General features: G+C 69.7%; 20 protein-coding genes. 12 read left to right on the forward strand and 8 right to left on the reverse strand.

The genetic code is table 11. The features are described from left to right. The first annotated feature begins 370 nt into the window (after window positions 1–370). Complete coding sequence (locus tag ACOQFS_RS00985; RefSeq protein ID WP_421561121.1) at window positions 371–1,918, forward strand: benzoate-CoA ligase family protein; 1,548 nt, start codon at window positions 371–373, stop codon at window positions 1,916–1,918. Then, window positions 1,915–2,721: an alpha/beta fold hydrolase gene (locus ACOQFS_RS00990; RefSeq protein WP_421561122.1), complete on the forward strand. Its 807-nt coding sequence runs from the start codon at window positions 1,915–1,917 to the stop codon at window positions 2,719–2,721. Before ACOQFS_RS00985 ends, ACOQFS_RS00990 begins: the two co-directional genes overlap by 4 nt. Before the next feature lies 1 nt (window position 2,722). On the opposite strand, the gene ACOQFS_RS00995 is transcribed toward ACOQFS_RS00990, so the two are convergent. After that, the gene (locus ACOQFS_RS00995; protein WP_421561123.1) at window positions 2,723–3,415 is read right to left on the reverse strand and encodes a Crp/Fnr family transcriptional regulator; all 693 of its coding nucleotides are present in this window, start codon (window positions 3,413–3,415) and stop codon (window positions 2,723–2,725) included. A gap of 287 nt (window positions 3,416–3,702) precedes the next feature. On the opposite strand from ACOQFS_RS00995, the gene ACOQFS_RS01000 reads away from it, so the two are divergent. From ACOQFS_RS01000 to ACOQFS_RS01010, 3 genes are all read left to right on the forward strand, one after another. Next, window positions 3,703–4,710 (forward strand): Bug family tripartite tricarboxylate transporter substrate binding protein, encoded by a 1,008-nt coding sequence (locus tag ACOQFS_RS01000; RefSeq protein WP_421561140.1) that lies wholly within the window; start codon window positions 3,703–3,705, stop codon window positions 4,708–4,710. A gap of 82 nt (window positions 4,711–4,792) precedes the next feature. Continuing rightward, the gene (locus ACOQFS_RS01005) at window positions 4,793–5,737 is read left to right on the forward strand and encodes a 3-hydroxyacyl-CoA dehydrogenase NAD-binding domain-containing protein (protein ID WP_421561124.1); all 945 of its coding nucleotides are present in this window, start codon (window positions 4,793–4,795) and stop codon (window positions 5,735–5,737) included. Window positions 5,738–5,800: 63 nt separating this feature from the next. After that, window positions 5,801–7,597 carry a feruloyl-CoA synthase gene (locus ACOQFS_RS01010; protein ID WP_421561125.1) on the forward strand — a complete coding sequence of 599 codons (1,797 nt, stop codon included), beginning with the start codon at window positions 5,801–5,803 and terminating at the stop codon, window positions 7,595–7,597. A gap of 33 nt (window positions 7,598–7,630) precedes the next feature. On the opposite strand, the gene ACOQFS_RS01015 is transcribed toward ACOQFS_RS01010, so the two are convergent. The 3 genes from ACOQFS_RS01015 to ACOQFS_RS01025 all read right to left on the reverse strand — a co-directional run bounded on the left by ACOQFS_RS01015 (window position 7,631) and on the right by ACOQFS_RS01025 (window position 8,598). Further along, window positions 7,631–8,074: an HU family DNA-binding protein gene (locus ACOQFS_RS01015; RefSeq protein ID WP_421561126.1), complete on the reverse strand. Its 444-nt coding sequence runs from the start codon at window positions 8,072–8,074 to the stop codon at window positions 7,631–7,633. Window positions 8,075–8,330: 256 nt separating this feature from the next. Continuing rightward, window positions 8,331–8,492: a hypothetical protein gene (locus ACOQFS_RS01020; RefSeq protein WP_421561127.1), complete on the reverse strand. Its 162-nt coding sequence runs from the start codon at window positions 8,490–8,492 to the stop codon at window positions 8,331–8,333. Beyond that, entirely contained in the window at window positions 8,464–8,598 is a 135-nt protein-coding gene (locus ACOQFS_RS01025) for a hypothetical protein (RefSeq protein ID WP_421561128.1), read from the reverse strand. The genes ACOQFS_RS01020 and ACOQFS_RS01025 overlap by 29 nt, the downstream gene beginning before the upstream one ends. Before the next feature lie 214 nt (window positions 8,599–8,812). On the opposite strand from ACOQFS_RS01025, the gene ACOQFS_RS01030 reads away from it, so the two are divergent. Both ACOQFS_RS01030 and ACOQFS_RS01035 read left to right on the forward strand, forming a co-directional pair. Beyond that, complete coding sequence (locus ACOQFS_RS01030; RefSeq protein WP_421561129.1) at window positions 8,813–9,817, forward strand: M14 family zinc carboxypeptidase; 1,005 nt, start codon at window positions 8,813–8,815, stop codon at window positions 9,815–9,817. A 20-nt stretch (window positions 9,818–9,837) separates the two neighbouring features. Then, a complete protein-coding gene (locus ACOQFS_RS01035) occupies window positions 9,838–10,698 on the forward strand; it encodes an alpha/beta fold hydrolase (RefSeq protein WP_421561130.1) in 861 nt (286 codons plus the stop codon). A 75-nt stretch (window positions 10,699–10,773) separates the two neighbouring features. Here the strand turns inward: ACOQFS_RS01035 and ACOQFS_RS01040 are convergent, their stop codons facing one another. Beyond that, window positions 10,774–12,795 carry a CHASE2 domain-containing protein gene (locus ACOQFS_RS01040; RefSeq protein WP_421561131.1) on the reverse strand — a complete coding sequence of 674 codons (2,022 nt, stop codon included), beginning with the start codon at window positions 12,793–12,795 and terminating at the stop codon, window positions 10,774–10,776. 4 nt (window positions 12,796–12,799) lie between these two features. Next, complete coding sequence (locus ACOQFS_RS01045; RefSeq protein ID WP_421561132.1) at window positions 12,800–16,399, reverse strand: TonB-dependent receptor domain-containing protein; 3,600 nt, start codon at window positions 16,397–16,399, stop codon at window positions 12,800–12,802. Between the two features lie 377 nt (window positions 16,400–16,776). Here ACOQFS_RS01045 and ACOQFS_RS01050 point away from each other — a divergent pair, with 377 nt between their 5' ends. From ACOQFS_RS01050 to ACOQFS_RS01060, 3 genes are all read left to right on the forward strand, one after another. Then, window positions 16,777–17,676 (forward strand): gamma-glutamyl-gamma-aminobutyrate hydrolase family protein, encoded by a 900-nt coding sequence (locus ACOQFS_RS01050; RefSeq protein WP_421561133.1) that lies wholly within the window; start codon window positions 16,777–16,779, stop codon window positions 17,674–17,676. Between the two features lie 174 nt (window positions 17,677–17,850). After that, the gene (locus ACOQFS_RS01055; protein ID WP_421561134.1) at window positions 17,851–19,143 is read left to right on the forward strand and encodes a putative DNA modification/repair radical SAM protein; all 1,293 of its coding nucleotides are present in this window, start codon (window positions 17,851–17,853) and stop codon (window positions 19,141–19,143) included. An 11-nt stretch (window positions 19,144–19,154) separates the two neighbouring features. Next, complete coding sequence (locus tag ACOQFS_RS01060; RefSeq protein WP_421561135.1) at window positions 19,155–20,165, forward strand: TIGR03915 family putative DNA repair protein; 1,011 nt, start codon at window positions 19,155–19,157, stop codon at window positions 20,163–20,165. Window positions 20,166–20,250: 85 nt separating this feature from the next. Here the strand turns inward: ACOQFS_RS01060 and ACOQFS_RS01065 are convergent, their stop codons facing one another. Both ACOQFS_RS01065 and ACOQFS_RS01070 read right to left on the reverse strand, forming a co-directional pair. Next, window positions 20,251–21,258, reverse strand: coding sequence for a pyridoxamine 5'-phosphate oxidase family protein (locus ACOQFS_RS01065; RefSeq protein WP_421561136.1), 1,008 nt, complete (start codon window positions 21,256–21,258; stop codon window positions 20,251–20,253). Next, complete coding sequence (locus tag ACOQFS_RS01070) at window positions 21,255–21,905, reverse strand: glutathione S-transferase family protein (protein ID WP_421561137.1); 651 nt, start codon at window positions 21,903–21,905, stop codon at window positions 21,255–21,257. Before ACOQFS_RS01070 ends, ACOQFS_RS01065 begins: the two co-directional genes overlap by 4 nt. A 105-nt stretch (window positions 21,906–22,010) precedes the next feature. Here ACOQFS_RS01070 and ACOQFS_RS01075 point away from each other — a divergent pair, with 105 nt between their 5' ends. Together ACOQFS_RS01075 and ACOQFS_RS01080 are read left to right on the forward strand one after the other, a co-directional pair. Then, on the forward strand, window positions 22,011–22,916 hold the full coding sequence (locus ACOQFS_RS01075) for a LysR substrate-binding domain-containing protein (RefSeq protein WP_421561138.1): 906 nt from the start codon (window positions 22,011–22,013) through the stop codon (window positions 22,914–22,916). A 220-nt stretch (window positions 22,917–23,136) separates the two neighbouring features. Continuing rightward, window positions 23,137–23,676: a response regulator gene (locus tag ACOQFS_RS01080; protein ID WP_421561139.1), complete on the forward strand. Its 540-nt coding sequence runs from the start codon at window positions 23,137–23,139 to the stop codon at window positions 23,674–23,676. Window positions 23,677–23,798: the final 122 nt, after the last annotated feature.

Below are 23,798 nucleotides of genomic sequence, written 5' to 3' on the forward strand. Positions count from 1 at the left end.
GGCCAGCCCCGGCGTGCTGGCCGCGCTGGGCCTCTGAAGTGAAACACCCCCTGAGTCGCTTCGCGCCTCCGTGCGTCCGTCAGAGCCGGCCGCTCTTCGGGCACGTCCAAGCCTGCGCAGGCAGGCTTGGAGCCGCGGCCCTCTGCCCCTCTCTCTCCTCGCTGCGCGAGTCGGGAGGGGGACGCTCCCGGTGCACGCAAGCGCGCCGCCTGTGCGGCTTGGCGGCCCTTGCACGGGAGCACTGGCCTTGGCCGCGCCAGTTTCATACGTCGCGGGTGGCGCGTAGCGCAATGAATAACTGATACCACATACCACCACAGACGCGGCACAAAACGCGCACCCACCCGAGAGGGCCAAAGGAGACACCACCATGAGCCTGCCCCCACGCTTCAACTTCGCCCAGCACCTGTTCACCCTGAATGAGTCTCGCGCAGAGCGCACCGCCTACATCGACGACCGCGGCAGCCTCAGCTACGGCGCGCTCGAAGACCGCGCCCGGCGCCTGGCCGCAGCCCTCACCACCGCAGGCGTACACCGCGAGGAACGCGTGCTGCTGCTCATGCACGACAGCAGCGACTGGCCCGTGGCCTTCCTGGGCTGCCTGTATGCGGGCGTGGTGCCGGTGGCGGTGAACACCCTGCTCACGGCCGACGACTACGCCTACATGCTGGACCACAGCCGTGCGCAGGCGGCCATCGTCTCGGGCGCGCTGCTGGCCGTGCTGCAGGACGCCATGGGCCGCGCCCCGCACGAGGTGCGCACCCTGCTCGTCTCGCAGCCCACCGGGCTGCTGCCCGAGGGGGCACAGGACTTCGAGGCCGCCCTGGCGGCTGCCACGCCGCTCGCGGCACCGGTCAACACCGCCGCCGACGATCCGGGCTTCTGGCTCTACTCCTCCGGCTCCACCGGCAAGCCCAAGGGCACGGTGCACACCCACGCCAACCTGTGGTGGACGGCCGAACTCTATGGCAAGCCCGTGCTCGGCCTCAAGGAGGACGACGTCTGCTTCTCGGCCGCCAAGATGTACTTCGCCTACGGCCTGGGCAATGCGCTGACCTTTCCGCTCTCGGTGGGCGCCACCGTGGTGCTGATGGCCGAGCGGCCCACGCCCGACGCCACCTTCCGCCGCTGGACGCAGCACCGCCCCACCGTGTTCTTCGGCGCGCCCACGGGTTTTGCTGGGATGCTGGCCTCGCCCGCGCTGCCGGCGCGCGAGGCCGTGGCGCTGCGCATGTGTTCATCGGCCGGCGAGGCGCTGCCGGGCGAGATCGCCCAGCGCTTCAAGGCGCACTTCGGCTGCGAGATCATCGACGGCATCGGCTCCACCGAGATGCTGCACATCTTCATCTCCAACCGCCCCGGCGATGTGCGCTATGGCACCACCGGCAAGCCCGTGGAGGGCTACGAGGTGGAGCTGCGCGGCGAGGACGGCCGCCCTGTGCCCGATGGCGAGGTGGGCGACCTGTACATCCGCGGCCCGAGCGCGGCGCTGATGTACTGGGCCAACCGCGAGAAGTCGCGCGAGACCTTCCAGGGCGGCTGGACCAAGAGCGGCGACAAGTACACGCGCGACGCCGAGGGCTACTACACCTATGCCGGCCGCAGCGACGACATGCTCAAGGTCAGCGGCATCTATGTCTCGCCCTTCGAGGTGGAGGCCACGCTGATGCAGCACCCCGCCGTGCTCGAATCCGCGGTGATCGGCGTGCAGGACGGCGAAGGCCTGACCAAGACCAAGGCCTACGTGGTGCTCAAGCCGGGCCAGCAGGCCGACGCCCAGGCGCTGCAGGCCTTTGTGAAGGAGCGCCTGGCGGCCTACAAGTACCCGCGCTTCATCGAGTTCATCGAGGAGCTGCCCAAGACGGCCACGGGCAAGATCCAGCGCTTTCGCCTGCGCGAAAAGGAGGCCCGCGCGTGACCGCACAGGCACCTTCTCCTTCCACGGAATTCGCCCGCATCGAATGGCGCGGCCGCACGGTGCGCATCGAGCACCAGTGGATCGCGCCCGAGCGCCGGGACGCCCCGTTGCTCGTCTTTCTGCACGAGGGCCTGGGCTCGGTGGCGATGTGGAAGGACTTTCCCGAGCGCCTGTGCGCTGTGGCTGGCGTGCGCGGCCTGGTGTTCTCGCGCCCGGCCTATGGCCGATCCACCCCGCGCGCAGCCGATGAAACCTGGGATGTGGACTTCATGCACCGCCAGGCGCACGAGGTGCTGCCCGCCTTCTTCGAGGCGCTCGGCATCACCGAGGCACCCTGGCTGCTGGGCCACAGCGACGGCGGATCGATTGCGCTGCTGTATGCAGCACGCTTTCCCGCGGCCGTGCGCGGCCTGGTGCTGATGGCGCCGCACATCTTTGTCGAAGACGTGACCATCGCCAACATCGAGATTGCGCGCGAGGCCTACCAGAACACCGACCTGCCCGCCAAGCTCGGCCGCTACCACGATGAGGCGGATTCGGCCTTCTGGGGCTGGAACCGCATCTGGCTGCACCCGCCCTTCCGGCAATGGAACATCGAGGCCGAGATCGCCGCCATCCGCGCGCCGGTGCTCGCCATCCAGGGCGTGGACGACGAGTACGGCACGTTGGAGCAGATCCGCGGCATCGCCCGCTGTGTGCCGGGCACGCAACTGCTGGAGCTGCCGGCCTGCGGCCACTCGCCCCACCGCGACCAACCGGGCGCCGTGGTGGCCGCCGTGGCGGCCTTTATCGGCTCCGCGTGAGCTATTCGGCGTAGCGCCGGAGTGCCGCCAGGTCGAGCACCGAGATCCCGCCGTATTCGATCTGCAGGATGCCGCCTTCCTGCAGGCGCTTGAGGGCCGCGTTGCACCGCTGCCGCGAGACGCCGGTCAGGTTGGCAATTTCTTCCTGCGAGATCTGCAGGTGTGTGTCCGCGCCCGGATACAGGAAGGGGTGGAACAGGCCTGCCAAAGCCCGTGCGACCTGGCTGTCGGTGTCCATCAGATGGTGGGCGGCGAACGTGCCCAGAAACCAGTGCAGCCGCTCGTTGATCTGCTGCAGCAGAAAGTGGTCGAAGCTGCGCTGCGTGGCGTGCAGCCACTCAAACGTCTCCAGCGGCAGCAACGCCACCCGGCTGGGCCGCAGCGCAATGATGTCGGCCGTGCGGGGCAGGGCGCGCAGCAGCGTGCCCTCGCCAAACCAGCTGCCCGCCGAAAGGCCGCCGAGCGTGACGGAGTGGCCATCGTCAGATGTGACGCTCCATTTCAGCAGGCCCTCGATGGCGCCGTACCAGTGCATGGGCGCTTCGCCACGGTGGCACAGCGCGCCGCCCTGCGGCACCTCCACCTCGCGCAGATCCTCCAGCACCCGCGCTTGCGCCGACCCGTCCAATGCCGGAAACCAGGCGGAGGTGCCGAGCAGATCGGAAAGCGTGGGCGACCGGGGTGTGACTCGCATGGAGGGAATTCTCTCCGCACTCGGCGCTTTGCAGTGCCTCGCCCGCGTATACCCTGAGTGCAAATGTCATCGCGATGACTGAATGCCGGAGCGCAAAAAAAAAATAATGGACCGCGTCACCTTGCACCTGCCGTTGGGTGTGAACGTGATCCGTTGCAGCGTTGTGCATTCCACGACCGCGGCGGGCCCTGAGGCCGCGAACGCCCATGGCGCACGAGAGCGCTGAATCAAGAACGCCGGATCCTGTGGTCCGCGCACCATCCCCATAGAGGAGACACATGATGTTGATGACACCGACACGCCGCCAGTTCATGAACCATGCCGGAGGTGCCGCCCTGGTCGGTGCTCTGGCCCCGCTCAGCGCCTGGGCGCAGGCGCAGCCTCAGACCATCGAGCAGGTGAAGATCTTCTATGGCTTTCCGGCGGGCAGCGCGGGCGACAGCGTGGCGCGCCGCGTGGGAGAAAAGCTCGCAGGCTCGGCCTACACGCGCAACGCCGCCGTGGTCGAGAACAAGCCCGGCGCCGGAGGCCGCATCGCGCTCGAATCGCTCAAGGGCGCTGCGATGGACGGCAGCGTGCTCACGCTGTCGCCGTTCTCGTGCACCTCGATTTATCCGCACATCTACAGCAAGCTGAGCTACGACCCGGTCAAGGACTTCGTTCCGGTGTCCATCGCTGCCGTCATGCACCATGGCCTGGCCGTGGGGCCGCTCGTGCCGGCCTCGGTGAAAACGGTGAAGGACTTTTTGGCCTGGGCCAAGGCGAATCCCGGCCAGGCCAACTACGGTTCGCCTGCCGCCGGGTCCACGCCGCACTTCATCGGCGCGCTGCTGGGCTTGAACAACGGCGTGGATCTGAAGCACGTGCCCTATCGCGGCTCCATTCCGGGCGTGACGGATGTGGTGGGCGGGCAGATCGCTTCCATGGTGACGCCGAGCGGCGACTTCATTCCCAACCACAAGGCCGGCAAGCTGCGGCTGCTGGCCACCTCGGGCAGTGCACGCTCGCCGTTCTCGCCCGAGGTGCCCACGTTTGCAGAGCAGGGCTTCCCGGAGCTGACCACCGAGGAGTGGTTTGGCTTTTACGCACCGGCCCGCGCGCCTGCGGCGGTGGTGTCGGCCGCCAATGCCGCCATCAATGCGGCCATTCAGGAGAAGGCGGTGATCGACAGCCTCGCGGTGGTGGGGCTGATCGCCCGGGGTTCCACGGCGGCTGAGATGGCGGCGTCGCAGCAGGCCGAGTTTGAACGCTGGGGTCCGCTGGTCAAGAAGGTGGGCTTCACGGCCGAATCATGAGCTGCTCTGCGCTACTTCGCGCGTGGCTACCCAGGTCGACGTCACATCGGGTTCCACGCACCCACGACAAGGAATGCGATAGATGAATGCGACCGTGGTGAAACGTGTGGCCGTGGTGGCCACGGGCGTGATCGGCGCCAGCTGGGCTGCGCTGTTCCTCGCGCGGGGCCTGGATGTAGAGGCGACCGACCCCTCGCCAGGCGCCGAGCAGCGCCTTCGCGATGCCGTGCAGGCCCACTGGCCCGCGCTGGTGCGGCAAGGGCTGGCGCCCGGCGCCAGCACCGGGCGACTGCGTTTTCATGCGCAGATGGAAGCCGCCGTGGAGGCGGCGGACTTTGTGCAGGAAAGCGGGCCCGAGCGGCGTGAGTTCAAGGCAGAGCTGTTTGCGCGCATGGACGCTGCCGCGCCCGCGCACGCCATCCTGGCCTCCAGCACCTCGGGCCTGGCAGTCACCGACATCCAGGCGGACTGCCGCCACCCGGGGCGCGTGGTGCTGGGCCACCCGTTCAACCCACCGCACCTCATTCCGCTGGTGGAAGTGGGCGGCGGCCAGCACACTGCGCCACAGGCCGTGGCCGATGCGATGGCGTTCTATGCCTCTCTGGGCAAGCGCCCCATCCATGTGCGGCGCGAGATCAAGGGCCACATCGCCAACCGCCTGCAGGCCGCGCTGTGGCGAGAAGCCTTTCACCTCGTGAATGAAGGCGTGGCCACCGTGGCCGATGTGGATGCCGCCATCGCCCACGGCCCCGGCCTGCGCTGGGCGCTGATGGGTCCTTTCATGAACCTGCACCTCTCAGGGGGCGAAGGCGGCATCGCACACCTGCTGGCCCACCTGGGCGGCCCCATCGAAGACTGGTGGCACGACCTGGGCAGCCCCGGCATGGACGCTGCGCTGCAGCAGCGTGTGGTGGAGGGTGTGGCGCAGGCCGCCGCAGACCTGTCCACGGCCGCGCTGGCGCAGGCCCGCGACGCCGTGCTGATCGAACTGTTGCGTGCCAAACGCAGCGCACCCGGCCTGCAATGAGCGCAGCCGCTTGATACCCGCGCCCCGGCATGCAAGACCCCATACTTTTTCCCGAGATCCGCCATGCACCCCGCCTTCCTTGACGACGACACCCATATCGCACCACCCCGCACTGTGCTCACCCGGTTTGACGACGGGTCCTTCACGCTGCGGTCTCCCACAGCCTTGCGGCCCTACGCGCGCTGCATTGGCGACTGGCTTGAGCGCTGGGCGCGCGAGACGCCGGACACCCTCGCGCTGGCAGAGCGCGACGCGCAGGGGGAGCACTGGCGCGGTCTGAGCTATGGCGAACTGCGCGCCCAGGTGGGTGCCGTGGCGCAGTCGCTGCTCGACCTGCGGCTGCCTGCGGGCCAGCCCATTGCCATCGTGTCGGACAACGCGGTGGACCACGCCGTGCTCATGCTGGCCGCCATGCATGTGGGCATCACGCCCTGCTCGCTGTCCAGCGCGTACGCGCGTTCCAGCGATCCGGGGCGCCTGCACAGCATGCTGGCGGCGCTGCAGCCCAGCCTGGTGTATGCGTCCGATGCGGCGGTGTATGCACGCGCACTGGCAGGGGTGGATGGCGTGGTGAAGGTGTTCAGCCGCCATGCCGACACCTGCCCGGGCAGCCTGCCGTTTGCGCAACTGCAGGCGGGCCGCGAAACCGCCGATGTGCAGCGCGCGTTCGACGCGCTGCTGCCGGGCGACCACGCCAAATACCTGCTCACATCCGGCTCCACCGGCCGGCCCAAGGTGGTCATCAACACGCACCGCATGCTGTGCGCCAACCAGCAGATGATGGCGCAGACCTGGCGGTTTCTGGAGCATGAGAAACCTGTGTTGGTTGACTGGCTGCCATGGAGCCACACCTTCGGCGGCAACCACAACCTCAACATGGTGCTGTGCCACGGCGGCACGCTCTACATCGATGAAGGCCGCCCCATGCCCGGCCTGGTGGAGAAAACCGTGCGCAATCTGCGCGATGTGAAGCCGACCATGCTGTTCAACGTGCCACGCGGGTTCGACATGCTCCTGCCGCTGCTGGAGGCGGATGATGCGCTGGCTGCCGAAGTGCTTTCGCGCGTGCGGCTCGCGTTTTACGCGGCGGCGGCGCTGGCGCCTTCCACCTGGCAGCGCCTGCAGGCCGTGGCGCAGCGCGTGCGGCCTGCGCAGCCGCTGTGGCTGACCACGTCCTGGGGCGCCACGGAAACCGCACCGGCCGTGACGACTGCGCACTGGGGCTTGGAGGGCGCTGGCTGCATTGGCGCACCGCTGCCGGGGCTCGAGCTCAAGCTGGTGCCCAGCGGCAGCAAGCTGGAGATGCGGGTGAAAGGCGTGTCGGTGTTCAGCGGCTACCGCAATGCGCCGCGCGAAACGGCCTCGGCGTTTGACGAGGAAGGCTTCTACCGCATCGGCGACGCGGCCTATCTGGTGGATGCCGAGCGGCCCGAGCGGGGTGTGGTGTTCAACGGCCGCGTGGCTGAAGACTTCAAGCTGTCGAGCGGCAGCTGGGTGTCGGTGGGCACGCTGCGGGTGGAGCTGGTGTCGCAGCTGGCGCCCCTGGTGCAGGACATCGTGCTCACGGGGCACGACCGGGACGAGGTCGGAATGCTGGTGTTCCCGTCGCCTGCAGGGGCGCGCGAACTGGTCGCCTTGCGGGAGAAACTGAAATCGGTGATGGCAGAGCGGCGCAGGGCGGGAGCCGGTTCGTCCCAAAGTCCCACGCGTGCGCTGGTGCTGGGCCAGCCGCCCGACGCGGACGCGGGCGAAATCACCGACAAGGGCTACATCAACCAGGCGGCGGTGCTGGCACGCCGCGCCGGGGATGTGGCAGCGCTCTACGCCACACCCCCGGGGGGAGGCGTGGTCACACTGTGACCAGCGCCTGCGGGGCCCAACGGCCCCGGAGCATCAGACCGTAGCGTCCTTCAGCTTCTTCAGCGCGCGGGTCTTGATCTTCACCGATGCGGGCTTGGCGGGGAACCAGCGCTCTTCGCCGGTGAACGGGTCCTTGCCAAAGCGCTTCTTCTTGGCGGGCACTTGTTGCAGGCCGATCTTCAGCACGCCAGGCAGCGTGAATTCGCCGGAGCCCTTCTTGTGCACGGAGCCCAGGATGGCGGCTTCGAGTGCGGCCAGCACGGCCTTGGTGGCCTTGGGTTCCACGCCCGACTGCTCGGCCAGGTGGGCCACCAGCGTGGTCTTGTTGAAGGCGGTCTTGATGGGCTTGAGGGCTGCTGGTGCTGCTGCGGCAGCCGCAGGCTTGGCGGCCGCCTTCTTGGCGGCGGGGGCGGCCTTCTTGGCTGCAGGTGCAGCGGCCTTCTTTGCGGGGGCAGTGGTTTTCTTTGCAGTTGCCATGGTGATGTTGAGGAAAGTGAAGTTTTGGTTGTCAGCGTGAAAAGGTGCCCGCCTGATTTTTCAGGAGGGGCACCGGATTCTAGAGGCGATGGTGCGCGCGCGCACTAGGAGTCTGCGCGGCAGCAGGAGCATCGGCTGCAACGCACGATAAGGCGGTCTCGCGCGGAATGACCTGCGCCGAGGGGGGCTACCCTGGGTTTCGGGGCAGTGCGGCGCAGAAGAGCCGCCGCGCGGCGGGTGCCGGTTCCTCGGCGCTTCAGCGCTTCAGGACGGCCGGCTGGCGCGCACGCCACAGCTGGTAACGCGAGCGCTGCAGCGCCACCAGCTCCACCAGGCCCCAGGTGGCTGCGGCTGCCAGCAGGCCGAGCGTCACGGCCCGGCGGTAGGACTCAGTCCTGCGCAGGCGCCGCCGCAGCATCGTCGTGCGTCCATTCGTGCGTGCGGGGCAGGTCCAGGCTCAGCCAGCCGCGTTCGTCAAACAGCTCGTCCAGGAGCCGTTGCAATCCGAGCCATTTCCAGAGCATGGTGCACCTCTTTCCGAAGTTGGAACTGCCCGCAAGTTAGCGCGCATGTGTGACGGTTTCGCGTCGTTTCGCTGAACCCACACATTCGCGTCATGGGGTTTCCGGCGCGAGCCGCCCAGAGCTATGCTTGGCGCCGCAGCGTATCGCGGCACCACCGTTCTTCCGACTCCTGGCCTCTACGCCATCCACGTCCTCCTTTACCTTCCCTCCCCGCATGCTGGCCGAGCTTCAGGCGCTGGAAAAAATCATCGAACGGGGAGGACGCCACCTGGAGGTGCACACGGTGCGGCAGGTGGAACTGGCCACCGGTGCCTGTCTGCCGGTGATGTCCATTGCCATCGGCAACCCGTCGCTCGATGTCCCCGCCGTCGGCTTCTTTGGCGGCGTGCACGGGCTGGAGCGTATCGGCACGGAGGTGGTGCTGGCCTATTTGCAGAGCTTGGTCATGCGCCTGCAGTGGGACACCACGCTGCACCAGCAGCTAGAGCGTGTGCGCATGGTCTTCATGCCCGTGGTCAACCCCGGCGGCATGTGGGCGGGCACCCGCGCCAACCTGCGCGGGGTGGACCTGATGCGCAACGCGCCCGTGGACGCGGTGGACCGCGTGCCGCCGGGCATTGGCGGGCAGCGCGTGAGCGCCAGGCTGCCGTGGTACCGGGGGCGTCTGGGCGACGCGATGGAGACTGAAAGCCTGGCGCTGTGCGAGGTGGTGGAGACCGAGCTGCTGGCGCGGCCCTTCAGCTTGGCGCTGGATTGCCACTCCGGCTTTGGCGCGCGCGACCGGCTGTGGTTTCCGTATGCGCACACGCGCAAGCCCATCGCGCACCTCGCCGAGATCCATGCGCTGCAGGAAATCTATCTGCAGGCCTACAGCAACCACCCCTACGTGATCGAGCCGCAAAGCACGCAGTACCTCGCCCACGGCGACCTGTGGGACCACCTCTACCTGCTCGCCTGCAGCGAGCTGCCAGCCCACACCTTCCTGCCGCTCACGCTGGAGATGGGGTCCTGGCTGTGGATCAAGAAGAACCCGCGGCAGCTGTTCTCGCGCAATGGCATCTTCAACCCGCTCATCAGCCACCGCCAGCAGCGCGTGCTGCGCCGGCACCTCTCGCTGCTGGATTTCCTGTCGCGCGCGGCCTGTAGCCATGCGCGTTGGATGCCCACGCCCGAGCAGCGCGCGCGCCACCGCGCTCAGGCGCTGGCGGCGTGGTACTGAAGCGCCAGCCAGCCCGCACCATGCCGCCCGTTCCTCGTCCCCCATCGCTTCACCACTCTCGCCGCCATTGGATTCTGCTGCGCGGACTGACCCGGGAGGGCGCGCATTGGGGCGATTTTGCGCAGCGCCTGCAGCAAGCGCTGCCCGGGGACACCGTGCGTACCCTGGACCTGCCCGGCAACGGCGCGCAGCACCGCATGCCGTCGGCCACCACCGTGCAGGACATGGTGCACGCCTGCCGCAACGCGTTGGGGCTCGCTGGATCAACGCGGACGGCCTCTGTCGGTGCCACTCATCAGGCGGAAGACTGCACGCCCCCGCCGCAGCGCTACCACCTGCTGGCTATGTCGCTGGGCGCCATGGTCGCCACGGAGTGGGCGCACAGCGCGCCGCACGAGGTGGCGGGGTGCGTGCTCATCAACACCAGCATGCGGCCGTTCAGCCCCGTGCACCAACGGCTGCGGTTGCGCAACCTGCCAGCGCTGCTGCGGCTGGCCTGGCACTGGCGCAGCGATGCCGCAGCGGCCGAGGCCATCATCCTGCGCCTCACCAGCCAACGGGCCGAAGAGCACCGCGCGCGGCTTGCTGACTGGGTCGACGTGCGTCGGCAGCGGCCCGTGGCGGCCGCCAACGCATTGCGCCAGCTGCTGGCGGCGGCACGCTACCGTGCCCCAGCGCAGGTGCCTGCGCCTCCCGTGCTACTGCTGGGCAGCCAGCACGACGGGCTGGTTTCCAGCCAGTGCTCGGTGGCACTGGCGCGGGCCTGGGGGTGCTCGCTGCGGCTGCATCCATTTGCAGGCCATGACCTGCCGCTGGACGACCCCCAATGGGTCATCGACGGCGTGTGCGACTGGCTGGAGAACGATGCAGGCAAGGGCTGAGCGCTGAGGGCGTCCTGCGCTACTACCGAGCGCAGATTCCTAGTCCACTGAAACCGAGAAATCGGCTTCAGCGGACTAGAGCTTGTCGAGCGACACCGCCGGCTGCCAGGGCGCGCCGGCGGGCAGCGCTCGGGCCTCGGCCACGCGCTCGCGCAGGCGCGTGGCCGCCGGGTCGCCGGGCAGTTGCTGCAGCAGCAGCGCCAGCTGCGACTCGGCACCCTGCCAGTCGCGCGCATGGAAGGCGGCGAGCGCCGCGCTGCTCACCTCGCGCACCGCCGCATCGTTGCAGGGCGTGAACACCCGCACCGGCTCGGTCTTGCCCTTCACGATCACGTCGTCCAGCGGCCGCAGCCCCAGCGCGGGTGGCAGCTGCGCCGCCGTGGCGGCCGACAGCAGGATGCCGGTACCGAAGGCCTTGTTGGCGCCTTCCAGCCGGGCCGCCAGGTTCACCGCATCGCCAATGGCGGTGTACGAAAACCGCTGCTCGGACCCCACGTTGCCCACCACCACGCGCCCCGTGTGCAGCCCGATGCGCATGTGGATGGGGGGCAGACCGCGTGCCTGCAGGCCGGCCACCAGCGACTGCATGGCCTGCTGCATGGCGATGGCAGCCGCCACCGCATGCTCGGCATGCTGCGCATCGGGCACGGGCGCGCCCCAGAAGGCCATCACCGCGTCGCCGATGAACTTGTCCACCGTGCCGCCCGTGGCGTGGATGATGGGCGTCATGGCGTTGAAGTAGCCCGTCAGCACTTCCACGGTCTGCTCGGCGCTCAGCTGCTCGGACAGCGTGGTGAAGTTGGCCAGGTCGGTGAACATGAGCGTCAGCTCGCGCGCCTCGCCGCCCATGCGCATCAGCTCGGGCTGCGCGATGAGGCGCTCGACCACGGCGGGCGGCACGTATTGCGCGAACATGGCACGCGTGTGCCGTGCGCGGCGGCGCAGCGCCGCATAGCCCACCAGCCCCGCCGTGGCGTACAGCGCCACGGTGCACGCCGCGGGCAGCAGCGGCGGCCACCACAGGCGGTGGCGCGCAAACAGCCACCACGACACGGCCGCGATGGCCACCAGCACCCCGCCCGCCAGCGCGGCCGCAGCGGCCGGGTGCAGCCGCCGCTGCGACCACAGCAGCGTGGGCAGCAAGGCCAGCACCAGGGTCAGCGTCCAGGCCTCAGGCACGCTGCGCAGGCCGCTGCCGGTGAGCAGGTTGTCCACCAGCGTGGCCTGCAGCTCGACACCCGGAAACAGCCGGTCGCCGCCGGTGGTGCCGAAGGGTGCATTGAACATGTCGGCCTGTGCGCGCTCCAGCTCGGCCGCCGTGCGGGCCGCGCGGCCCACCAGCACGATCTTGCCCTGAAAGAACCCCTCGGGCAGCAGCCCGGGCGTGAGCGCCTGGTAGTACGAGCGGGTGTCGAAGGTGCTGCGCGGGCCGCGGTAGCCGATCCACTCGGCGTGCTGCAGCCCCGCGGCAGGGGCGGCCTGGCCGCGCGCCTCGGCCGCGCGCTGGGCGAGGCGCTGCGCAAAAGTGTTGTGGCCGCTGGGCGGCGCACGGCGCACCACGAAGTCTTCATCGGGCGTGACGCCCGCATCGCCGGCCTCGGCACCGGCGTCCAGAAAGCGCTGCAGCGGCAGCACCTCGGTCCACAGGTCGGCGTTGGCGCTGCGGACCTGTTCGCGCAGCGAGGCCAGCACCACGGGCCCGGCTTCGGCGATGGCCTGGGCCAGCGCCGCGTCCTCGGGCTCGGTGCTGGGCTCGGCAAACACCACATCGAGCCCCACGGCCGCCGCGCCCTCGGCCTGCAGCCGGCGCAGCAGCTGCGCGTGCACGCTGCGCGGGAAGGGCCAGGCCAGCTGCAGCTCCTGAAAGGTGGGCTCGTCGATGGCCAGGATCACCACCGGCAGCGGGCTGCGGTGCGGCGCGGCCAGCGCCGTGAGTACGTCGAAGGTCTTGAACTCCAGCGCATGCCAGGGCCGGGTGAAACTGGCCGCGCCCACCACCAGCAGCGCCAGCAGGCACGCGGCCAGGGCCAGCAGCCGCTGGCGCAGGCGCGGCTGGCTGCGGCGTTCTCGCGCGGGTGGAGCGGTTGCGGGCGCCACGGGGTCAGAAGCGGTAGCGGGCGTCGAGGACGTAGCGGGTCTTGCGCCGGTCGGACTGCGGCGCCCACAGGTTCAGCGCCGCCGCACCGATCACCCAGTGCTTGTCGCGCGACTCCCAGAACCCCATCAGGTCCACGCCCCAGCCGGGCGCGATGCGCGTGAGGTTCTCCTTGTCTTCAAAGCGCTCCGAGCGGTAGACCGCGCGGGCACTGACATAAAAGCGCTGCTCGCTCGCCCAGGTCGCGCCAATGACCGCCGTGTGGCGCGGAATGTAGGGAATGCGGCCCACGGGGATGTCGGCATCGAAGCTGCGGCTTTCGCTGCCCTGGTACAGATATTTGGCGTAGCCCGACCAGCTGCGGCTGAACATGTGGTTGACGCCCACACCCAGCGTCTTGAGCGTGCCGGTATCAAAGCTGGGCGTGTCTTCCAGCAGGTCGGTGGTCGACAGGTTCACGAGCTGCGCGTTGCGCATTTCTTCCAGGAAGGGAAGGCTGGGCGTGCGCATGTCCACGCCCACCGTGCCGGGGTTGGTCACCCGGAGGTGGTCGGCGCGCAGGCTCAGGAAGGTGTTCTGCGAGAGCTCCATCCCCAGCTGGGCGACAAGGCGCTTGTGGCGTCCTCCGGCTTCCAGCAGCCGGTCCTCCACAGGGATGCCCGCCGTTTCCACGCTGGTGAGGGTGGAGACGCTCAGCGGCCGCATCCAGTCCTGGTAGGCCATGCGCACCGTGGTGCCCTGCGCGGGTTGCCACACCAGGCCCACGCGGGGCGTCACCACGCGCTCGGTGTCCGCCCGGGTGGCCTGCGTTTCGCTGAACTCGTCCAGGTTCACCAGATAGCTCTGCGTCAGGCCATCGACGCGGTGGCGGATCTGCTGCAGGCCCAGCGCAGCATCGACGCTCAGGCCAGGGTCCAGCCGCTGGGTGGTCGCCATGGTCAGGGCCGTGTAGCGCCGGTCGACGTTGTTGTACCCCCCTACCAGCAGGTTGTCGACGTAGGTACCCAAGCCAGGGATTTCGGCAGCGACAACGGCCTCGCCACCGATGAGATTGTTCTGGCGCTCGCGCACATGCTCCAGCGCCACGCTGAAGCGGCTGCCCGGCGCGGTGTCCACCGTGTGGCGCAGCTGCACGTCGCTGAAGTGCTTGCGGGGCTCGCTGCCCACGCCCATCAGGCTCACAAAGGGCGGGTCGATGTAGAGCGTGGGATAGCGCAGCAGCAAGGTGTTCTCCACCGTGCGCCCCACTTTGAGCCAGGTCTGCTGCGTCGGGCCCCAGCGGTACGACATGCCCAGCGCCCCTTGCGTGCTCTTGTTGTCCAGCGAGGTCTCGAACCGGTTGTCGCTGCGCAGGCGCATGTCGAACTGGTTCATGTAGGCAAACAGGTTGATGCGCTCCGTCGCCTGCATGCCCAGCCCCACGGTCAATGCCTGTGCGCGCACATCGCCGAACCCCGCTCGCACGGCCGGCGCATTGTTCACCTGCAGGTCAAACGGAAAGTCGGTGGCCCGCGCCGGCTGGACCTTGAGGAACCAGGACACCGGCACATGGGTGTTGTTGATGCCATTGAGCGTGAGGGCCGGTGCACGCATGCGGTATTGGTCCCGGTCCACCGTCACCCCCACCGCCCCATGCACGCCCGGCGCCTGCAGCAGCGACGCATACCGCTGGCTCGCACCAAATGCCATGGGGTCGGTGAGAAAGCCCTGGAACAGCGCCGAGTTCTTGTTGAACTCGCCCGCATAGCGGTCGGCCAGGAACAGGTGGCTGCCGCCCCAGTAGGGATAAAAACTCTGCTGCGCCAGCTCCAGCGCCCAGTCTTCCATGCCGAAGAAGGCGAGCGACGCGCCGAGGTTGGCGCTGCCCTTCTGGTCGTTGGCCACCTGGTTGAGCGACTTGAGATAAGGCATGCGCTGCACCGCGTCGCGGGCGGCCTGCACCGCGTCGCCGGGCTGGAACAGGTCGGTGTGGATCTGCGCCAGCAGCATGTGCGGCACGGGGTCCTTGTCGTCGAGCAGGATGGCCTGGCGCAGCGTGGCCAGCGCGTCGGCGTGGCGGCCGAGCTGGTAGTAGGCCACGGCGGTCCAGGTCTTGGCGCGGGCGTAGCGCGGCTCCAGCACCCCGGCGCGCAGCAACGCGTCCAGCGCCGCATCGGGCTGGCCCCGCTTGAGGTGCAGCAGGCCCTGGCCGGTGAGGGCCACGTAGTCGGCCGGGTTGTCGCCCAAAGCGGCCTCGAAGGCCAGCCCGGCCTCGGTGAACTGGTTGACGAAGGTCTCGAGCGTGCCGCGCTCGCCCTGGCCGCCGGGCACCTGCGGGTCCAGCGCAAGGGCGCGCTCCAGGGCGGCGCGGGCGCGGCGCGGGTCTTCGCGTTCCACATGGGCACTGCCCAGGCCCTGCCAGCTGCGCGCGTCCTGCGGAGCCAGCGCGGTGGCCTCTGTATAGGCGGCCAGCGCGGCCGGGGCCTCGCCACGGCGCCGGGCCAGCTCGGCGCGCACCAGCGCCAGGCCGGCATGGGCCGGGTCTGCATCCGCAGGGGCCAGCGTGGCGTCGGCCTCGGCCAGCTGGTCGGTGAACAGCTGCACGCGGGCCAACTGCGCGCGCAGTGCGGGGTGCCCGGGCCAGCGCTGCAGCGCGGCCCTGAGCACGGTCACGGCGCCCGCGCCCTCGCCGTCCATCAGCTGCAGGTCGGCCTGCATCAGCCACAGCGGCAAAGGAGCGGCGGCGGGGTCGGCGGCGCTGGCGCGCATTGCCTGCTCGATCCACCCGCGCGCGGCGAGCATGTCGCCCGACTGCAGCGCGGTGGCGGCTTCCATCACGCGCACCCAGTGCGCGGGCGCCCCTGCCGCGCGCGCCTGCGCCAGGGCCGCACGGGCGGCGGCCGGATCGCGGGCACGCAGGGCGGCATGCACGGGCGCGAGCACGGCCGGCAGCGCCTCGGGTTGCGGCTCGGCGGCCAGGTGCGGCAGCGGGTCGGCACGCAGCGCGTTCACCCACTGGATGCGGTCGCGCGGCTGGGCCAGCACCAGCTTGACGGGGGCCTTGCCCACTTCGGCGTAGGCGGCCTCGTTGGCGGCCACCAGCACCTGGCCCTGCGCGTTGCCGAACTCCACCGTGCCGGACAGCACGGTGAGCAGCGTGCGCCCGTCGTCCTCCACGCTGAGGTCCCAGTCCGTGCCTCGGATGGCGGCCACGGCGGCCGGTGTCTCCAGGTTCAGGCGCGAGCCGTCGGGGCGGCGCGTCTGGGTCCAGGCGCGGCCGCTGTTGAGCAGCAGCGTGGTGACCGGCTGGGCCGGGGTCGCCACGCCCTTGACCTGCAGCACGGTGTTCTGGTGCAGGCGCAGCTGGGTCTGGTCGGCAAACAGCAGGGCCATCTTGGCGGCTTCGCGCGTGCGCACAAAGTCGCCCGTGGCCAGCGCCTGCGCGGGCCGGGCCGGGCGCCAGTCGGCACCCGCTGCCGCCGCGCGCTGGTCCCCTGCGCCCTGCAGGCTGATGATCTCTGCCGCCGCACCCGCCGGCACCACGGCCTGCGATGCGAGCGGCCAGGCCAGGGCGACAGCAAGCGCACAGGCGCGCAGGGCGGACGGAGAAACGGTGTGGCGGGGCATGGCGGGGCTTTCGCTGGGGTTGCAGGAGGCATCTCGGAAGACACGGGCTGGCGCGCCTCCCTCGCGCCCGCCCGTCAGCCAAAAATTATCGCGAGGCGCTGGGCGAATGGCCCCACCGGGCGCGGATGGGGCGCCCATATTTCATGAAGAAAGCCACATTTTGTTGCGCGGCGTAACAGGGCGGGACGGGCGGCGCCCCTTGCGTGCCCACCGTGCGCCCACCGTGCGCCCACCTCGCCCCGTGCCGCGGCGGGGCGCACGGCCCTTTCCTACACCCGATGGCCGCGTGCAGTGATACAACAGAGGGTCTCCCTCACTCGCTTGGCCCGGCCACCCGCCCGCCGGGGCCGACAAGCCCGACTGGAAAGACGCTGCCCATGCCCGACAACCGCCGCCTGAAGATTGGCCTGTCCGCCTGTTTTCAACACGCCGACCCCACCCGCCCACTGTTCACCAACAAAACGCTGCAGTACGTGGAGCAGTCCATCGCGCACTGGATCATGTCGGCGGGTGCCATGGTGGTGATGGTGCCCTGCCCCACGGGCGAGACCGCACGCGGCGACGTGACGCTGCAGCACTATGCCGAGTGGCTGGATGGCGTGGTGATGCACGGCGGCGCCGACGTGTGGCCCGGCAACTACGGCGAGGAGCCCTTGCGCGAAGAATGGGTCGGCGACCGCGTGCGCGACATTTACGACCTGGCCCTGGTCAAGGCCTTTGCCGAGGTGGGCAAGCCCATCTTCGGCGTGTGCCGGGGCCTGCAGCTCATCAACGTGGCGTTTGGCGGCGCGCTGTACCAGGACATCGAGACCCAGCACCCGGGCGCGATGCAGCACCGCAATGCCACGGCCTATGACCAGCATTTCCATGACATCCAGATCGTGGCTGACTCGCACCTGGCCAAGCTCTACCCCAACACGCCGCGCGCGCGGGTCAACAGCATCCACCACCAGGGCATCAAGCGGGTGGCGCCCGACTTCGTGGTCGAAGCGCTCAGCGAGCCCGACGGCGTGCCCGAAGCCATCCGCCTGCAACCGGCGCCCGGGCGGGGCTACATCGCGGCCACGCAGTGGCACCCGGAGTTCCACAAAGTGGGCTCTGACACTTTCGACGACACGGCCATCCTTCAGGACTTTCTGGCCGCCTGCGCACAGGCCAAGGACCACCCGTTGCGCCGCAGCGGCAGCCAGCCGCCAGCGGGCCTGCGCGACCGCGCCACACGGATGCTGCGCGGCGCGCTGCGCAGAAACCGCGCCCACGAAGAGCATCGCGCATAGGGCCCGGGCACCCCGGCCGTGCCGCGCAGCCGAACGGCTTGGAAAAATTTGGACGAAATATGGCCTTAGCGCTTATCCACAAAGGATTTATCGCTACTAAATTTGAAGCAATGTAGATCTCGCCCGGAGCCCCCAGCACGACGCAGGTCTTTGCAATAGCTGTAAATTCATCCAGTGAATTTACAGTCCAAGCTCGCGATTCTGGCGGACGCCGCCAAGTACGACGCCTCCTGTGCGTCCAGCGGCGCCGCACCGCGCAACTCGGTGGGCGGGCGCGGCATGGGCTCGACCGAGGGCATGGGCATCTGCCACAGCTATGCGCCCGACGGGCGCTGCATCTCGCTGCTCAAGGTTCTGCTCACCAACTTCTGCCAGTACGACTGCCTGTATTGCGTGAACCGCGTGACCAGCAACGTGCCGCGCGCGCGCTTTGCGGTGGCGGAGGTGGTGCAGCTCACGCTCGACTTCTATCGCCGCAACTGCATCGAGGGCCTGTTCCTGTCGAGCGGCATCATCCAGAGCCCCGACTACACCATGGAGCAGGTGGTGGAGGTGGCGCGCGTGCTGCGTGAGGAGCACGCCTTTCGCGGCTACATCCACTTGAAGACCATCCCCGACGCATCGCCCGAGCTGATGCTGCGCGCAGGCCGCTACGCCGACCGGCTGTCCATCAACATCGAGTTGCCCACCCCCGAAAGCCTTGCCGCCCTGGCGCCCGAGAAAGACGGCGCTGCCATCGACCGCTCCATGGCGAGCATGGCGGTGCACATCGGCGAGTCGCGCGCCGCGCGCAAGGAGCAGGCCGCAGAGGCCATCGTGTCGATGCCGCAGTCGCGCAGCACCCGCCGGGCCAGCGCGCCGCTGTTTGCGCCCGGCGGGCAAAGCACGCAGATGATCGTGGGCGCCGATGCCACCAGCGACCGCACCATCCTCGCCACCAGCGCCCGGCTGTATGGCGCGCACCGGCTGCGGCGGGTGTACTACTCGGCCTTCAGCCCCATCACCGACGCCGCCCGCGCCCTGCCGCTGGCCGCACCGCCCACCGTGCGCGAGCACCGGTTGTACCAGGCCGACTGGCTGATGCGCTTTTACGGGTTCACCCACGACGAGATCGTGCCGCCCAGCCAAGGCAGCACGGGCAGTGCGCCCGGCATGCTGGCGCTGGACATGGACCCCAAGCTGGCGTGGGCGCTGGCGCACCGCGAGCGCTTCCCCGTCAACCTCAACACCGCCCCGCGCGAGCTGCTGCTGCGCGTGCCCGGCTTGGGCGTGCAGACGGTGGACCGCCTGCTGGCCGCACGGCGCGTGCGCCGCCTGCGCCATGCTGACTTGGCGCGGCTGCATGTGCCGCTCAAGAAAGTGCTGCCGTTTGTGGAGGCCGCCGACTACCGCCCCGGCCGCGCGCTGGAGGCGACGGACCTGGCAGCGCAGCTGGCGCCACCACCGGTGCAGCGCAGCTTGTTTTGAAAGAGGCATCCATGGCACGCGACACCTGCATCTCCACACCCGTTCGCCCTGAGCCTGTCGCAGGGCTGCCTCACGGCGGCGCCCTGGCTTCGACAGGCTCAGCCCGAACGGGTGGGCAAGGTGCACGCGCGCTGGAAGCCAGCGACCCGCAACGCCACACGGTCACCCTCGACCACCCCACCGACTGGCCCGGCTTTCGCACCGCAGCGCGCGCCCTGGTGCAAGCCCGGGTGCCGCCACACGCCGTGGACTGGCGCTGCCAGGCCGATGCGGCGGAAGACCTCTTTGCGCCCGAGCCCCACGGCGCAAACACCTTGCCCCCACCCGCACCCGGCGCGCCCGCCCTGCGCGTGCCGCCCGACTTTGTGCGCCTGTGCGAGCAACTGATCCTGCACCGCGACCCGGCCCGCTTTGCGCTGATGTACCGCCTGCTGTGGCGCATGGCCCAAGGCGGCGCGGACGGCGAAGCCGCACGGCACGACCCGCTGGACGCCGACCGCATGCAAGCCCACCACATGGTCCGCGCCGTGGGGCGCGACATGCACAAGATGCACGCCTTTGTGCGCTTTCGGCCGGTGCCGGAACCCGACGGGCAGACCCTGCACATGGCCTGGTTCGAGCCCGACCACTACATCACCGTGGCCAATGCGGGCTTCTTCATCCGCCGCTTCACGCAGATGCGCTGGGCCATCCTCACGCCCGACGCCAGCGTGCGCTGGGACGGCCAGCAACTGCACACCGGCCCCGGCGCGCAGCGCAGCGACGCACCGCCGCCCGACGCAGGCGAGGCGCTGTGGATCACCTACTACCGCCACATCTTCAACCCCGCGCGGCTCAAGCTCACCATGATGAAAAAGGAGATGCCCACGCGCTACTGGCACAACCTGCCGGAGGCCGCGCTCATCACCGAGCTGGCGCAGACCGCACACGAGCGCAGCGCGCAGATGGTGGCAGCCGAGCCCACCACGCCGCGCAAACCGATTGCGCCCCTCAAGCGCCCGGCGCCCACGGGCCCGGAATGAGTCGGCCTCTCCGCACATGAAACCCCATTCGGGCTGAGCCTGCCCGAGCCCTGCGCGGCGCTTCGACAGGCTCAGCGTGAACGGTTCACGGGGGTGGGCGCCGCCCCTGAACGCCCGAGGCCTGGCGCATCGCACTGAACTGCGGCGCAGGCTGCGCCGCCGTCCACCGCCAGGGCAGTGCCTGGGCGCGCCACACACCACCCAGCACCTGCAGCCGCAGCACGCGCTGCGCGCCGGGCCAGGGCGCGCTGTCGGCCTCGCTCCAGCGCAGCTCGGCGCGCGCGGCCACGTGCAGCAGGCCGCCCCCGTCATAGTCCACCCACAGCAGCCCGGCCAGCGGGTGCTGCGCCAGGTTGCCCAGGGTGTTGAAGAACAGGTTGCCCGGGTAGTCGGGCAGCGACAGCACCACGCCGTCCGGCGTGTGCTCCACGTGCACAAAGCCGGGCTCGCCGCCCCGGTGCGACACGTCCACGCCGTCGCTGCGGCCCGCGCCCGGGCGTGGCGCCGAGGCGCTGGCGATGAAGAGCGTGTCGCTGCGCGCCACCAGCGCCAGCGCGGCGGCATCCAGCTGTGCGCCCAGGGGCTGCGCGGGGGCAGGCGGTGCCACCACCGCGTGCAGGCCGGGCTCGCGCGCCTGGATGTACTTGGGGCAGTTGCCGAAACTCTGCACCACGTCCACCGCCAGCCCCGTCGCGCCGAAGGCGGCCATGCGCCCGTTCATGCGGTTGCGGCGGCGGGTGTGCGGCTCCAGCCCCAGCACGCCCACCGGGGCGCCCGCACCGTGTGCCAACAGTGCCGCCAGCGCCGGGTCGGCCGCCATGGACGCCCCGGGCGCCACGGCGATGTGCATGCTGCGCGCGGTAGGCGTGTGCACAAAGCCGGGCGGCCCGGCCACCATGGTGGCCCAAGGCTGGCCCTGCGCGTCCAGTGCGCCGAGCAGCAGCGTGGGCAGCTTTTCGAACAGCTCGCGATGCGGGTCGGGCATGTGGTCGCGCAGCACCTGGGGGCCGATGGCGGCCATGCGCTCGCGCACGCCCATGCGCGCCTGCAGCGCCTGCTCGCCCGCGTGGAAGGCCGGTGGGTTGTCCGTCATGCGGCCTCCTGCCCGGGCGGGGCCAGGGTGTCTGCCAGCGGCACATAGCCCGGGAGCGCCTGCAGCCGCGCCACCCAGGCGCCGATGCGCGGGTAGTCCGCCATGGGCAGTCCGGCGATGTGGGCTTGCGAGGTGTAGCTGACCATGGCGATGTCGGCCAGGCTGGGCGCGGCGCCCCCCAGCAGCCAGGTGCGGCCCTGCAGTTCAGCTTCCATGTGGTCGAGCAGGCGCCGGCCCGTGGCCAGCGCCCCCTCGCGGTCGGCCACGGGCCGGCCCGCCAGCGTGGCATAGCGCGGGTTGGCCACGCCAGGCACCAAGAGGCCCGCCGCCAGGCTGAACCAGCGCTGCAGCCGGGCCTGGCCCACGGCGTCCTGCGGCATCCAGGCGCTGCCGGGGGCGTAGCGCTGCGCCAGGTACACCAGGATGGCGTTGCTGTCGGCGAGCACCATGTCGCCATCCACCAGGACGGGCACCTGGCCCAGCGGGTTCAGCGCCAGGAACGCGGGGGTGCGGTGCTCGCCCCTGCGCAGGTCCAGGTCCACCCGGTCGCAGGGCAGGCCCAGCAGGGACAGCATCAGTTCCACCCGATGGCAGTGGCCCGAGACGGGCATGCGGTAGAGCGTGAGGGCGGGGGCAGGTGTGGGCATGACAGGCTTTCTCAAAAAGAAATGGACAGTGCCGCGACCTTATCTATTGCGCATATTGGCGTGAATATCCATAGTTCGCCTTTCAAAATTGCATGGATTGCAACAATGGACCACCTGGACAGCCTGCGCAGCTTTGTGGCCGTGGCCGACGCGGGCGGCTTTGCGGCGGCGGCGCGGCGCCTGGGCTGCTCGGCGGCGGCCGTGACGCGCGCCATTGCAGCGCTGGAGGCGCGCCTGGGCGTGCTGTTGTTCCAGCGCAGCACCCGCCTGGTGCGGCTCACCGAGGCGGGTGAGCGCTTTCTGGCCGACTGCCGCCCCATCCTGAACGATCTGGCGGAGGCCGAGCAGGCCGCCAGCGGCGCGCAGGCCGAGGCCCAGGGGCTCTTGGCCATCACCGCGCCGCAGATGTTTGGCATCCAGCATGTGGCGCCCATCGTGCAGGCCTTTGTGCAGGCCCAGCCGCGCGTGCAGGTGCGCACGCTGTTCGTCAACCGGCTGGTGCACCTGCTGGACGAGGGCATGGACGTGGCGATCCGCATTGCGCAACTGCCGGACTCGGGCCTCACCGCCGTGCAGGTGGGCGCGCTGCGGCGGCTGGTGGTGGCCTCGCCCGCGTACCTGGCGCAGCATGGCGAGCCCCGCCACCCCGACGACCTGGCCGCGCACCGCGCCATTGGCTTTGCCTTTGATGCCCGCGCGCCCACGCCCTGGCGGTTCAAGGACGGCGCGCTGGGCCAGCCGCAGTTTGCATGGATCAGCAACAGCAACGAAGTAGACATTGCCGCCGCCGAGGCCGGCGTGGGCCTGACCCGCTGCCTGGCCTACCAGGCCGCCGCCAGCCTGCGCGCGGGGCGCCTGCGCATCGTGCTGGCCGAGCACGAACTGCCGCCCGTGCCGGTGCACATCGTCTACCCGGCAGGGCGGCGTGCGCCCGCCAAGGTACGGGCCTTCGTGGAATTCGCGCGCGAGCGGCTGGCCGCCGAGCCGGTGCTGCAGGGGCGGGGCCTATGAGTCTGCGCGGTAGAAGGCATGGAAGCGAAATGCGCGAAAACCGAGGATCGCGTGATGCTACCGACAAGCCCAGGCTGGCCCCCTGGGCGCAGGGCCACGCTGACCCGTGGCTGACAGCACGCGGGCCGCTTCTGGAATACTTGCGCCCGGTTGGATGTGAAATGTGCAGGAGCCGGGAGCCTGCACCCTCTGAAGAGACAACAAAGGAACAAGGCCCACCATGAGCATTTTTGATCGGCTGCTCGGCAGCGTTCGCAAGCCTGCCGAGCGTCCCGAAGCCCCCCCGGCGGCGCCAGCCGGGCCTGTGGAGCGTCGCCGGCGCAAGCGCGTGAACGCGCGCAAGGGCACGAGCGTGCTCATCATCGACGACTCGCCCACCGTCGTGACGGTGCTGCGCAAGGCGCTGCGCTCGGCCGGCTACGACACGCGCGAGGCCGGGGATGCCGAGCAGGGGCTGGCACTGATGGAGCAGAACCCGCCCGAGCTGATCTTTCTGGACATCATCCTGCCGGGCATGAACGGCTTCAACGCGCTGCGCACCATCCGCAAGTCTCCGGCCTTGCAGCACATTCCGGTCATCATGATCAGCGGCAACGAGCACGCCACCGAGCAGTTCTATGCCAACCGCATCGGCGCCGACGATTTCATGAAGAAGCCGTTCTCGCGCCATGAAATTTTCGCGCGCATCGAGCTGCTGCTGGATGCGGACTTCATCCCCCGGCGCAAGGGCACAGCCCTGACGCCTGCGGATGCACCTTAAGGCGACGCTGAATAAGTCTCCGCGATGGCGCGCGCCCTGGTTTGGGATGGGCTGCAAGGCGCAAAGCACAGCCATAGCCGTAGCTATGGCGAGCATTTGCAACGCCGCAGACCGCCCAAAAC

The sequence above is a fragment of the Paracidovorax sp. MALMAid1276 genome, from assembly GCF_049198005.1.
In the GTDB taxonomy this organism is placed as follows: Bacteria; Pseudomonadota; Gammaproteobacteria; order Burkholderiales; family Burkholderiaceae_C; genus Acidovorax.